Annotated in this window: 9 protein-coding genes; 5 read left to right on the top strand and 4 right to left on the bottom strand. The window is 59.4% G+C overall.

Going from position 1 to position 12,933, the window contains the following annotated elements; genetic code table 11:
- Positions 1-268: 268 nt before the first annotated feature.
- On the bottom strand, positions 269-1,528 hold the full coding sequence (locus M2366_RS11045; RefSeq protein WP_259269732.1) for an amidohydrolase: 1,260 nt from the start codon (positions 1,526-1,528) through the stop codon (positions 269-271).
- Positions 1,529-2,554: 1,026 nt separating this feature from the next.
- Between M2366_RS11045 and M2366_RS11040 the strand changes: the two genes are divergently transcribed.
- The 5 genes from M2366_RS11040 (at position 2,555) to rplY (ending at position 9,413) form a co-directional block, all read left to right on the top strand.
- Positions 2,555-3,625 (top strand): helix-turn-helix transcriptional regulator, encoded by a 1,071-nt coding sequence (locus M2366_RS11040; protein ID WP_042042378.1) that lies wholly within the window; start codon positions 2,555-2,557, stop codon positions 3,623-3,625.
- Between the two features lie 72 nt (positions 3,626-3,697).
- Complete coding sequence (locus M2366_RS11035; protein WP_042042380.1) at positions 3,698-4,120, top strand: CBS domain-containing protein; 423 nt, start codon at positions 3,698-3,700, stop codon at positions 4,118-4,120.
- Positions 4,121-4,271: 151 nt separating this feature from the next.
- Positions 4,272-8,159 carry an ATP-dependent RNA helicase HrpA gene (hrpA, locus tag M2366_RS11030; protein ID WP_259269731.1) on the top strand — a complete coding sequence of 1,296 codons (3,888 nt, stop codon included), beginning with the start codon at positions 4,272-4,274 and terminating at the stop codon, positions 8,157-8,159.
- Between the two features lie 75 nt (positions 8,160-8,234).
- Complete coding sequence (locus tag M2366_RS11025) at positions 8,235-9,017, top strand: hypothetical protein (protein WP_259269730.1); 783 nt, start codon at positions 8,235-8,237, stop codon at positions 9,015-9,017.
- A gap of 108 nt (positions 9,018-9,125) precedes the next feature.
- Positions 9,126-9,413, top strand: coding sequence for a 50S ribosomal protein L25 (rplY, locus tag M2366_RS11020; RefSeq protein ID WP_005908201.1), 288 nt, complete (start codon positions 9,126-9,128; stop codon positions 9,411-9,413).
- A 176-nt stretch (positions 9,414-9,589) separates the two neighbouring features.
- On the opposite strand, the gene M2366_RS11015 is transcribed toward rplY, so the two are convergent.
- The 3 genes from M2366_RS11015 to selD are packed head-to-tail and all read right to left on the bottom strand — an operon-like array spanning position 9,590 to position 12,392.
- Positions 9,590-10,234 carry an MBL fold metallo-hydrolase gene (locus tag M2366_RS11015; protein ID WP_259236199.1) on the bottom strand — a complete coding sequence of 215 codons (645 nt, stop codon included), beginning with the start codon at positions 10,232-10,234 and terminating at the stop codon, positions 9,590-9,592.
- Positions 10,228-11,358: a tRNA 2-selenouridine(34) synthase MnmH gene (mnmH, locus tag M2366_RS11010; RefSeq protein WP_259269729.1), complete on the bottom strand. Its 1,131-nt coding sequence runs from the start codon at positions 11,356-11,358 to the stop codon at positions 10,228-10,230. The genes M2366_RS11015 and mnmH overlap by 7 nt, the downstream gene beginning before the upstream one ends.
- Positions 11,355-12,392, bottom strand: a complete 1,038-nt coding sequence (gene selD / locus M2366_RS11005) for a selenide, water dikinase SelD (protein WP_042042385.1) — start codon at positions 12,390-12,392, stop codon at positions 11,355-11,357. Before selD ends, mnmH begins: the two co-directional genes overlap by 4 nt.
- Positions 12,393-12,933 lie beyond the last annotated feature (541 nt).

Below are 12,933 nucleotides of genomic sequence, written 5' to 3'. Positions count from 1 at the left end.
CCCCCATGAATCAAGAGATAGCCAGCTTGTGCTGGATAACACGCGCCAGCAGATTGACTCCATGTTCCATCACGGTTTTATCGACGTTGAACGTTGAACGATGGATGGAGGGCACTGAGGACGGTTCCCCCATGAATCAAGAGATAGCCAGCTTGTGCTGGATAACACGCGCCAGCAGATTGACTCCATGTTCCATCACGGTTTTATCGACGTTGAACGTTCAACGCGGGACGATACATGGGGGCACCGAGGACGGTCCCCTTATGCATCAAGAGATAGCCAGCCTGTGCTGGATAAAACGATCCAGCAGAGTGACACCCGATTCCATCACGGTTTCATCGAAGTTGAATGCGGGATGGTGGTGAGGCGCACTGAGATCGGCACCCAGGATGAGATAAGCGGCCTGACCACCATTGCGTTGCACCCGTTCGATGAGGAAACCGGCATCTTCACTGGCACCGAAGCGGCGGGTGTGCACCGTATTGAGGGCCATGGCGGCGGCCAGGGGGAGCAGCTCTTCAATCAGCTCAGGGCTGTTGTGGATGCCGATGGCTTCCCCTTGCTTGCGAATGAGATAACTCACCCCCTGCATCAGGGCGGCCCCCTCGACGATGCGTTGTACCTGGCCAAAGACATAGTCGTTGAGCGCCGGGCTGGCGCCCCGGGTTTCTCCTTGCAGGCGAGCCTGGCCGGGTATCACATTGCGACCGCTGCCACCACTGAGCTGGCCGACGTTGATGCGGGTCATGCCGTCGCGATGACGGGGGATGCCGAGCATGGCGGTGGTCGCCATACAGGCCGCCGCCAGGGCATTGTGGCCCGCATTGGGCTCGAGCCCGGCGTGAGCCGACTCCCCCATAAATTCCACATCAAACTTGGTCGAGCAGAGAAACTCGGTAGGGTTGAGGACCAGCTCGCCGCTGGTGGCATGAATGCCTATGTGCAGCGCCAGCAGCACGTCCACATCATCGAGCTGACCACCTGCCGCCAGCGCCTTGCCGCCACGGCATCCCTCTTCCGCCGGCTGGAAGAACAGCTTTATGCGTCCCCCAAGCTGCTCGGCCTGGGCCATGATGCGCTCTGCCAGTACCAGGCCGATGGCGGTGTGGCCATCATGGGCACAGGCGTGCATCCAACCGGGATTGTGAGACTGCCATGCCTCCTGGGTGGGTTGGTGCTGCTCGCCACCCTCTTCGTCCACCTCAACGGCATCTATGTCGAAACGAAACCCCAGCGTCGGGCCGGGCCGTCCGCTATCCCACAGGCCCATCACGCCGGTCAGGTTCTCGATGCGTGCCAGCCAGTCGGGGTTGGCACCTTGGCGCAGGGCTCGCTCTTTCTGCGCCGCTACATCGATCTGACGGCCCATCACCAAGGAACTGGCCAGCAGGGCATCTCCCAGCATGACGGTAAAACCGAGTTCATTGAGGCGGTGTGCGATGAGGGAGCTGGTGCGAAATTCACACCAGGCGGCTTCTGGCAGACGATGCAGATCGCGGCGCCAGTGGCGCAGGGTGTCGATAGTCATAACGGATCCCGAGAACAACTGAAGAGGGTTATTGTGGCCCTGGGGTGGGGCAGAGTAAATCGGTGATGGGGCCGCCCATAAGAGGTCGGACGAGCATGGGCATCATGGGGAAATGCAGAAATGGCGCAAAAAGCACAAACAAAAACACCAACCGTGAAAAAGTCACAGTTGGTGTCGATTAAACAGTCGTTTTCTGGTCAGTCAGTGAGGCACAAGGCGCCTCGCATGGCTCAAAACTGGGACAGTGAAGGCAGGGAAACTGCGACCAGAGTGAAAAACACAGTGAAAACTGCTGTAACTAAGAATTCGGTCATATCTTTTCTCCCTGGCTGGCTGTTGATGGATCCAAGATAACACAAAGGGAGATTAAAACAATGGTTCTTTGTGATAAATGGGGCATTTTTATGGCTTGAGCAACCAAGCGACCGTTTTTGCATGCTGGTGTTTGAAATGCACCCAAGTCGATGTGGTTAATGGAATGTTTCGACGTAAAACCATTTTAAACTCATTTTTTTCAATGGCTTATGGTGCGTTGATAGCAGGTTTATGAATGGGTTTTGAATGAGGCTTTTTAGGTTTTCCCACTTTTAGAGAGCGTAAATGGCGATCCAGCCCAGTCAAAAGCTGTCGCCGAGCGCTGTTTTTGGCCGTCAGACGGTGCCATGCCCCTCTGTAAGCAGATTTTTTGTAGGTGTCGATTTTATGATCTTATCTAACCCCATGACACTGCTCAGGCTTTGACCCGACAGAGCAGGGCGGTGCGATCAGACAGATAGCCAGGCGTGGGGAGCATGAAAGGAGCCTATCAAGAGGGTGAGCGAACAGGGCGGGAGCGGAGGAAAGCGATCAACAGGGCAGGGGGACGACATCGTATGGGCCTTTGCTTAATAAGCGATGACTGATGAACACTTAATTGTAAATATAATGAGGCAGCTGCTCTTGTAATTATTCATTTGGCTACTTTTCGCTGTAGTCAATGCGGAGTAAGATGCCTGCTCAATAAAAATAAGAATTAGGAGTTCGGGTGTGAAAACATTAGTAAGCGAGAGGGTATCGCCTTATATAAATCAATTATATGAATGCGGTATTAATGATTCTGACATTAAGCTGGTCGTGGACAAGTTTCGTCATGATCTCGGTGGCAGTTCAACCCTGTTTTTATTGCGCGATGATGACAAGAGCGACGGGATCAAGCTGTTTGCCAGCGGCTTGAACGATGCTCAGCAGCATTTCTATCTGCAGCATCATCGTCAGGATCTCTGGTTCAATCACTACCTGGATAAAGGATGCCAGGGGGTGGTCAGCGCCAACGAGATCTCCGACAACGCCGGCCTGCTCGCCAGCTTTGGCGCCCAGTTTGCCTTAGGGGGCGTGTGCCGGGTCAAGGATCATGGCTTGAGCTCTCTGTGCGGTTATCGCAGTGGGGCCCAGAGCGATTTCAACCTGCAAGAGAGGCATCTGGTTGCCGATACCTATGCCGGTCTTGCGGCCTGGAGTCAGCACTATTGGAATCTGCTTGCTCTGGAAACTCAGAATTACCAGCTGCAACAGCTGGTGCGTAACCACAATAAGCCGAGCGCCATCATTGATGGCAAGGGTTATATCCATTATTCCAACATGGCATTTAACCGCATCACGGATGAAAATGTGGAATTGCGCACCCTGACGGGCTTGTTCTCCCTGCATAGCAAGGAGCTGCAGCGTCAATTCAAAGAGATGCTTGCTGGCTTTGCATATCTGCTGCCCGGGGCAAGCGCTTATCTTTCCGTACCCCGCCAATCCAATCTCAGGCCCTTGTTGATCCAGTGCACCCTGATGAGTGGCCTGACCCGGTTCGAGCGTTATGTGGAGTTGGTGCTGCGCGACCCTGAGCATGCGTTTAATCCCGATATCGAGGCCCTGGCCAGTCTCTATCCACTGACCATAGGGGAGAAAGAGCTGCTGATGCTGATGAGCAAGGGATACAGCAGCAATGACATCGCCCAATTACGGGGCGTGAAAGTGGAAACGGTGCGATCCACCCTCAAAGGGGTCTTCAAGAAGACAGATTGTCACAGCCAGAGCGAGCTGTTGTTGCTGCTGCAATCCATCTCCTGACATCGGCGAGCTATGCTAGACATGAGGCCGCCAATATAAGGCGGCCGAGCCAGATTTCTTAGGGGGTTCAACATGAAAGCATTAATGGCCAAGGACTATATGCAGGTGAGGCCCATCACCTTCAAGGCTGAGATGATGGTGCAATCTGCCGTCGCCAAGTTCATCAACAGCAATCAACTGGGCGGCCCTGTCATCGATGAGGCAGGTCACTTGATAGGCTGGGTCTCTGAGCAAGATTGCATCTCCGTCATGCTCAAGGAGGCCTATCACTGCGAGCAGGTGGCTCAGGTCAAGGATGTGATGCGCAAGGATGTGCTGACGGTCAACCCTGACACCAGCATGCTGGAGCTGGCCGAGATGATGCTGGGTCAGAAACCCAAGATGTATCCGGTGCTGGAGGGCGGCCGCCTGGTGGGGGTCATCAGTCGCCATGATGTGATGAAGGCCATTCACAATCAGCTCGATACCTGCTTCCTTCCCCGGGCTCACCACTGACAGCTCTTCACCGAGGCAGGGGTCTTCCCCTGCTTTTATCCTGACCCGCAACCTGACCGCGTTAATGCTTGCACCGCTCCCGCCCGCTCTTTAGGATCTGCCCCAGCTATCGATATGGCCCCCAGCGGGCTTTCTATAAGGAATCTGTACCTTGTCTCTCTCTATCGAGGCGCTGCGCCGCCGTCTTTCTGCCTGCATGAATCTGGATGCCCGCCGTCTATCCAGTCGACTTCATGGGGTCAAGAAGCTGCCACAAGACAAGCAAGAGTCTGTGCTGGAAACCATTGCCGCCGATCTGGACGCCGCCGAGCAGCGTTACCAGTCTCGCCTGGCCGGGGTGCCCGCCGTTACTTATCCAGACAACCTGCCGGTCAGCCAGAAGCAGGCGGAGATCGCCAAGGCGATTCAAGAACATCAGGTGGTGATCATCGCCGGGGAAACCGGCTCGGGCAAGACCACCCAGATCCCCAAGATCTGTCTGGCACTGGGACGCGGGGTGAAAGGTTACATCGGCCACACCCAGCCGCGCCGCTTGGCGGCCCGCACCGTGGCGGCTCGCATCGCCGAGGAGATGAAGTCCGAGCTCGGCCAATATGTCGGCTACAAGGTGCGCTTCACCGATCAGGTGAGCGAGCAGACCCACATCAAGCTGATGACCGACGGCATCTTGCTGGCGGAGATCCAGCACGACCGCATGTTGACCCAGTACGACACCATCATCATCGATGAGGCCCATGAGCGCAGCCTCAACATCGACTTCATCCTGGGCTATCTCAAGCAGCTGCTGCCCAGGCGCCCCGATCTCAAGGTGATCATCACCTCGGCCACCATCGACCCCCAGCGCTTCTCCCGCCACTTCAACCAGGCGCCGGTGATCGAAGTATCGGGCCGTACCTATCCGGTGGAGGTGCGCTATCAGCCGCGCCCGGAAGGGGGTGACGATCGCGATGAGTTGCAGGGCATCTTCGATGCGGTGCAGGAGCTGGCCAAAGAGGGCTTGGGGGACATCCTCATCTTCATGAATGGCGAGCGGGAAATTCGCGACACCGCCGATGCCTTGAACAAGCTGGGGCTGCGTGACACCGAGGTATTGCCGCTCTATGCGCGCCTCTCCAACAGCGAGCAGAACAGGGTGTTTCAGCAGCACGCCGGGCGGCGCATCGTGCTCGCCACCAACGTGGCGGAGACCTCCCTCACGGTGCCAGGCATCCGTTACGTGATAGATCCCGGCACCGCCCGCATCAGCCGCTACTCCTGGCGCACCAAGGTGCAGCGCCTGCCCATCGAACCCGTCTCCCAGGCCAGCGCCAACCAGCGCATGGGCCGCTGTGGCCGGGTCGCCGACGGTATCTGCATCCGCCTCTACTCGGAGGAGGACTTCAACAACAGGCCCGCCTTTACCGATCCCGAGATCCTGCGCACCAACCTCGCCTCCGTCATCTTGCAGATGCTGGCGCTGGGGCTGGGCAACATGGAGGCCTTCCCCTTCGTCGAGCCACCGGAGTCGCGCCACATCAAGGATGGCCTCTCCCTGCTCAACGAGCTGGGGGCGGTCAAGGCGCTGCCGGCAAACAGGGAGCAGGACGGCAAGCTGCAACTGACCGAGACCGGTCGCCAGCTGTCGCGCATTCCTCTCGATCCACGGCTCGCCAAGATGGTGATCACCGGGGCGCAAACCGGCTGCCTGAGCGAGGTGATGGTGATCACCGCCGGCCTTAGCATCCAGGATCCTCGCGAGCGCCCCATGGAGAAGAAACAGGCCGCCGACGAGCAGCACAGGCGCTTCGAGGACAAGGAGTCCGACTTCCTCGCCTTCGTCAATCTGTGGAACTACCTGAAAGAGCAGCAGGATCTCCTGGGCAGCAACCCGTTCCGTCGCCTGTGCCAGAAGGAGTTCCTCTCATTCCTGCGGGTGCGCGAATGGCAGGATATCCACTTCCAGCTGCGCCAGACGGTGAAAGAGCTGGGCTTCAAGAGCAATGCCGAACCTGCGGATTTCAAGACGGTGCACTGCGCCCTGCTGACCGGCCTGCTCAGCCACATCGGCAACAAGGATCTGGAAAAGCCGGAGTTTCTTGGCGCTCGCAATGGCCGCTTCCATATTTTCCCGGCTTCGGGACTGTTCAAGAAGCCGCCCAAGTGGGTGATGGCCGCCGAACTGGTGGAGACCTCGCGCCTCTATGCCCGGGTCAACGCCAAAATTGAACCCGAGTGGGTGGAACCCCTGGCGGCGCACCTCATCAAGCTGCACCACAGCGATCCCCACTGGTCGAAGAAAAGTGGCGCCGTCATGGCCAAGGAGAAGGTGACCCTCTACGGCCTGACCCTGGTCAATGAGCGTCTCATCAACTTCAGCACCATAGACCCGGCCCTGTGCCGCGAGCTGTTCATTCGCCGCGCCCTGGTGGAGGGGGACTTCGAGACCCGCCACCGCTTCTTTAGCGACAACCGCAAGCTGCTGGCCGAGGTGGAGGCGCTGGAGCACAAGTCGCGGCGCCGCGACATCCTGGTGGATGACGAAGACCTGTTCCGCTTCTATGAGGCGCGGCTGCCGGAGGATGTCATCTCCAGCCGTCACTTCGACAAGTGGTGGAAGGAGGCGCAAAAGCAGAACCCCGATCTGCTCAACTTCGAGAAAGAGATGCTGATGAAGGGGGATGCCGCCCACATCAGCGACTTCGATTACCCCAACTTCTGGCAGCAGGGGCGCCTCAAGCTCAAGCTGACCTACCAGTTCGAGCCGGGGGAGGCGGCCGATGGCGTCACCCTGCATATCCCGTTGCCGCTGCTCAACCAGGTCGAAGTCAAAGGCTTCGAGTGGCTGATCCCGGGTCTGCGTCATGAGCTGTTGGTGGCCCTCATCAAGTCGATGCCCAAACCGATGCGCAAGAACTTCGTGCCGGCCCCCAACTATGCCGATGCGCTGCTCGCCAGCATCAATCCCGAGCAGGGGCCGCTGCTGGACGAGATGGAGCGCCAACTGCGGCGCATGACCGGCATCACTGTGCCCCGGGAGGCCTGGGACTGGGCGGCGGTGCCCGATCACCTGAAACTCACCTTCCGGGTGGTGGACGACAAACACAAGAAGGTGGCTGAGGCCAAGGATCTGGAGGCGCTCAAAGAGTCCTTGCGTGGCCGGGTGCAGGAGACGCTCTCCCAGGTCGCGGATGATGACATCGAGCAGTCCGGCCTCACCCTGTGGAGCTTCGGGGAGCTGCCCAAGGAGTACAGCCAGAAACGCAGTGGCTTTGAGATGAAGGCCTATCCGGCGCTGGTGGATCAGAAAGATTCGGTCGCCATCCAGCTGGTGGAGAGTCCGGTGACCCAGCAGCAGCTGATGTGGGCGGGCCAACGCCGCCTGATCCTGCTCAATGTGCCATCTCCCATCAAGTACCTGCAGGAGAAGCTGCCCAACAAGGCCAAGCTGGGGCTCTATTTCAACCCGTTCGGCAAGGTGGCGGAGCTGATTGACGACTGCATAGCCTGCGGCTGCGACAAGCTGATCGAGCGCCACGGCGGCCTGGCCTGGGACGAGGCGGGTTTCGAGGCGCTCAAGGAGTATGTGCGCGCCGAGCTCAATGATGCCGTGGTGGAGGTGGCTAGCCAGGTGGAAGCCGTGCTGACCCTCTCCTTTGATATCAAGAAGCGCCTCAAGGGCAAGATGCAGCTCGATACCGCCTTTGCCATGTCCGACATCCAGTTGCAGCTCGACAAGCTCATCCACAAGGGCTTCGTGACCGAGACCGGCTGGCAGCGATTGCCTGACTTGTTGCGCTACCTGCGCGCCATCGAGCGGCGCATGGAGAAGCTGGCCATCGATCCCAATCGGGACAGGGCTTACATGCTCAAGGTGCAGAGTGTCGAGAACGATTACAAGGCGCTGCTTGCCAAGATGCCCAAGTCCCAGCCGATCCCCCCCGAGGTGGCCAACATCCGCTGGATGATCGAGGAGCTGCGGGTGTCGTTCTTTGCCCAGCAACTGGGCACCCCCTATCCGGTCTCGGATAAACGGGTGCAGAGTGCCATCGCTCAGTGCTAACCTGATGGCACGGCGGGGTTGACAGGGAAAGTCGCCTTGCTAGTCATTGATTAATCGAGATAAAAAGGAGCAGGCATGCTTGGACTCTGGTTAGGGATGGCATTGGTGAACATCAGTGGGTATCAACCCATTGCCGAGCAGACCTGGGTCAGCCTGAACCCTGAATATTATCCGCTGCGCCAGGCGCCACCGCCCATCTTTGCCGCCTGGCACGGCAACCAGTATCCCCCCCTGGCCAGTCGCCAATACAAGGGGCATTGGCAAGTGCTGTTCCCGGCCAGGTTGGTCCCTCCATTCGACTTGTTCGAGGGGCAGGCCCAGCTTTCCCGTGCCTATCTGGCCCGGTTGGAGCGTATCGACGAGATGGCTTATGGCATCGCCAGCGTTGAACCGGCGAAACCGGCCACGCTCAATCAGGAGCAGCGGCTCGAACAGGCCACCAGCCATGTGCCCGTGCTGCCCGAATTCACACTTCCCAATCAATATGGCCTCCTGCTGGCATCCCCCCTGCTCAGTGACCGGATGCCCCATCAGGGGCAGGTACAGCCTCAGGGCCAACCGGAACGGGTCGCGTCAACCCTGGCAAGAGGGGAGGAGAGCGGTGGCATCTGTCACAGGGTGGCACCCGGCGAGACCTTGTGGCGCATCGCCAGCACCCTGGCCAAGGGGGAGGGCGGGGACACCTACAGCTATCTGCTGGCGCTCTATGAAACCAATCGCCAGCAGCTGGGAGCCAAGCCTGTGGTCAAGACCGGGGATGCCCTGCGCTGCCCGGCGCCACAATTGCTGGCCCGTTTCGAGGCGCTCAGCCCCGCCGAGCGTCATCAGCAGTTCAATCGACTCGATGGCAGTCTGTAACCTGTCTTGTCACTGCCGTGATAGCCATGCTACTATCCGCGCTCGTTTTGCGAGGTGCTGATCGGTCGCAGTCAGCATCATAAAGTCATCTACATAGAGATAACCAATATGTCTTTCATATTCGAAGCTGAAGTCCGTTCTGACCTGGGGAAAGGTGCGAGCCGCCGCCTGCGTCATGCTGACCAAGTTCCTGCCATCATCTACGGTGCAGGCAAAGAAGCAGTGTCCATCACTGTTGACCACAAAAAATTCATCATCGCCCAAGCCAAGCCGGAGTTCTACGAATCCGTGCTGACCCTGAAAGTGAACGGTGAAGAAGTCAACGTGAAAGTGAAGGCTATCCAGCGTCACCCGGTGAAAGCCAAGCTGGTGCACATGGACTTCATCCGCGTCTAAGCCTCGCTTAGCACGTGATAAAAACACCTCCCTTGTGGAGGTGTTTTTTTATGTCTGCTTTTCACTTGAAAGGCGGGTGGCGAGCGTGCCTTGCCCGCTCAGTGTTTCGGCAGGTTGCCGCCACCTATCACCTCCACAAGCAGGGGGAGCCGCCCTTCGGGGTGCTTCCCCCTTGATCACCAGACGGGCTGGGTGAGATAGGGATTGCTGACTCGCTCGCGGCCAAAGGTCGAGCTGGGGCCGTGACCCGGCACGAAGACGATGTCATCGCCGAGGGGCAACAGGGTCTCGGTGATCGAGCGAATGAGGGTGGCGTGATCGCCACGGGGAAAGTCGGTGCGACCTATGCCACCGGCGAACAGCACATCGCCGACCCAGGCGAGCCGCTCACGCTGGCTGAGCAATACCACATGACCCGGGGTGTGGCCGGGGCAGAAATAGACCTCCAGCTCGCAGTTGCCGACTGTCACCTTGTCGCCCTGCGCCAGCCAGCCGTCCGGGCTGAAGGCGGGGGTGTGGGGGAAGCCGAACATCTGGCTCTGCTGGGGCAGCATGTCGAGCCAGAAGGCATCTTCCTGGTGGGGGCCGATGATCTTGACCCCGGTCTGCTCGCGCAGCTCGGCGGCGGCGCCCACGTGATCCAGATGGCCGTGGGTCAGAATGATCTTCGCCAGCACCAGATCGTGCCGGGCGATGGCGGCCAGCAACTTGTCAGCCTCGCCACCGGGGTCGATCAGCGCGGCCTGGCGGGTCTCGTCACACCAGATAAGAGAGCAGTTCTGGGCGAAAGGGGTGACCGGGATCACCTCGAATTTCAACATGCTGGGGTCTCCTGATTGATCTCGGCGGCATGCTGCTCGGCGAAGAAGGCGAGGCAGGCCTGCTTGTCACCGCGAAAGCGGATCCGCTCGCGTTTGTTGTTGAGCTGATAGAGATACATGGGATCGTAGTAGCGAGTCAGCAACAGCCGGATCCAGGCCAGGTGCAGCGCAGTATTGCCGCTGCTGGCCTGCTCCGCCAGGGCGGTTTGCATCAAGCCATCCAGCTCCCGGTGATCCTTGTCGCCGAGCCGCTTCTTGAGGCGCGCCAGGGCTTCGGTCAGGTAGCCGGCAAACAGCGGCCAGCCAGCCTCTGGCCCGTGCATCTCCTGGTAGCGTGACCAGAGATCCTGCACGTAGTCGACTCGGATCTGTTCGGCACGCTCTTCCTGGGGCACATCCACCACCACCAGCGGGGCTTGGCACATGGCCTCATACAGGCTCAGTGGCAGGGCGCAGCGGCCGATGAGGCGACTCTCGTCTTCCACCACGAAGGCCCGCTCGCCCAGGTGACGGCGCTTGAGCAGCTCGATGGCCAGCTTGTTTTCGAAGTTGATGTTGCTGGGTTGGCCTCCCGGCAACTGGCCAAAGGAGGAGCCCCTGTGATGGGCATGACCCTCAAGATCCACCGCCTGGACAACCTGCTCCAGCATATGGGTCTTGCCGGAGCCGGTCATGCCGGTCAGCACTGTCCAGCCACATTCGGCCGAGGCGCTCTCCTGGGTATCTATCAGAAAGCGGCGCAGCTCCTTGTAGCCACCGGCCACCCGGGGGCGGGTGACCCCGGCCTCATGGAGCCACTGCTGCACCGTCTGGGAGCGCAGGCCGCCGCGAAAGCAGTAGAGCAGGGCATCGGGCTGCTGGCGCAATTGCGCCAGCCAGCCATCGAGACGCGCTGCCCGCACGGCACCCCCCACCAGCTTGTGGCCGAGGGCAATGGCGGCCGCCTGGCCCTGCTGCTTGTAACAGGTGCCGACCTTGGCGCGTTCTTCATCGGTCATCAGCGGCAGGCTGACGGCATGGGGGAAGGCCCCCTCCTTGAACTCGACGGGGGCGCGCAGGTCGATGAGTGGCACATCCTTGAGGAAAATAGTGGCCAAGTCCGTGGCGAGTGGCAGCGAACTCATTGAATGACCTCGATAAAGCGTTCGCCATCCTTGACCATCAGCTCGCCGACCGGGGAGAGGGAGAGCCCGGCCGCACGGGCAATGCTCAGCAGCGCGGCCTCGCTCTCTTTACCGACGGCCACCAGCAGGCCGCCGCTGGTCTGGGGATCGCACAGGATATTGCGGGTGCGATCACTCATGGCATCGAGCTTGTCACCATAAGAGTCGAAGTTGCGCAGGGTGCCACCCGGCACGCAGCCCTCATCCAGGTAGTAATCCACCTCGTCCAGCAGCGGCAGCGCCTTGAAGTTCAATCTGGCGCGCAGCCCGGATCCTTCGCACATCTCCAGCAGGTGGCCCGCCAGACCGAAACCGGTTACATCGGTCATGGCGTGCACGCCGGGCAGGGCCGCAAACTGCTGACCAATCTTGTTGAGGGTGCACATGGCCTCGGGGGCCAGTTGCTCATGCTCGGGTTTGAGCTTGCCCTTCTTCTGGGCCGTGGTGAGGATGCCGATGCCAAGGGGCTTGGTCAGATAGAGAATGTCGCCCACCTGGGCGGTGTCGTTCTGCTTGATGGCATCAAGCGGCACTATGCCGGTCACCGCCAGACCGAAGATGGGCTCGGGGGCATCGATGCTGTGACCGCCGGCCAGGGAGATCCCCGCCTCGTGGCACACCTGGCGACCGCCATCGATCACCTGCTGGGCCACTTCAGGCGCCAGGGTGTTGATGGGCCAGCCGAGGATGGCGATGGCGACGATGGGTTTGCCACCCATGGCGTAGATGTCGCTGATGGCATTGGTGGCGGCGATGCGGCCAAAGGTAAAGGGGTCATCGACGATGGGCATGAAAAAATCGGTGGTCGAGACGATGCCCTGGCCGTTGCCGATATCGACCACGGCGGCGTCATCCTTGCTGCTGTTGCCGACGATCAGGGTCGGATCGTCGAAGCCCGGGATCTGGCTCTTGAGAATGGTGTCGAGCACCTTGGGAGAGATTTTGCAGCCACAGCCAGCGCCGTGGCTGTATTGGGTCAGACGAATGGAAGACATAGTTACCCCTTATGCAGAGGCGCTCGTGGCGCCATCTTGATAAACGCGCGGGCTCTGTCGCAACAGCAGGTATCGCAACAATGCACCGCAAATACGGGTGGCCTCGGTGCCAACGGGGGCAGCGATGTCAGGTCACCATGAATGGCGACCAGGCCGGACGGGGAGAAGGGGCGACAAGGTGCGCCAGAGCAGCCCCGCCAAGGGCCACAGGACGGGACATTATGCCACAAAGGGGATAAGGGGTTCGAACTGGAATTTGACCCAGGCAGGGTGGCGGCTGTGTCGGTACTTGTCCGAGGCGAGGCGAATTTAAGTGGGTTGCCATTGACAACGCGCATGCCATGAGTGCGGCAGGGCGGGCATTAACCAAGGCTGTACGGCATAGCAGTAAGTAAAAATAAACTTTTGATAAAACACATGGTTAAGTGTAGTTTGGAGCCGAGGGGGTCTTCGCAATTTATCAAATCCAGACCTCCCCCTGCATCGTGGTTTTACATCAGACAACTCATGCGCTGTGGCTGCGTTTGCTGGTTTTTTTTCA

This window comes from Aeromonas sp. BIGb0405 (assembly GCF_024807335.1).
GTDB classification, from domain to species: domain Bacteria; phylum Pseudomonadota; class Gammaproteobacteria; order Enterobacterales; family Aeromonadaceae; genus Aeromonas; species Aeromonas rivuli.
Note: the sequence above shows the minus strand (reverse complement) of the source record. Positions and strands in the feature narration are given on the sequence as shown.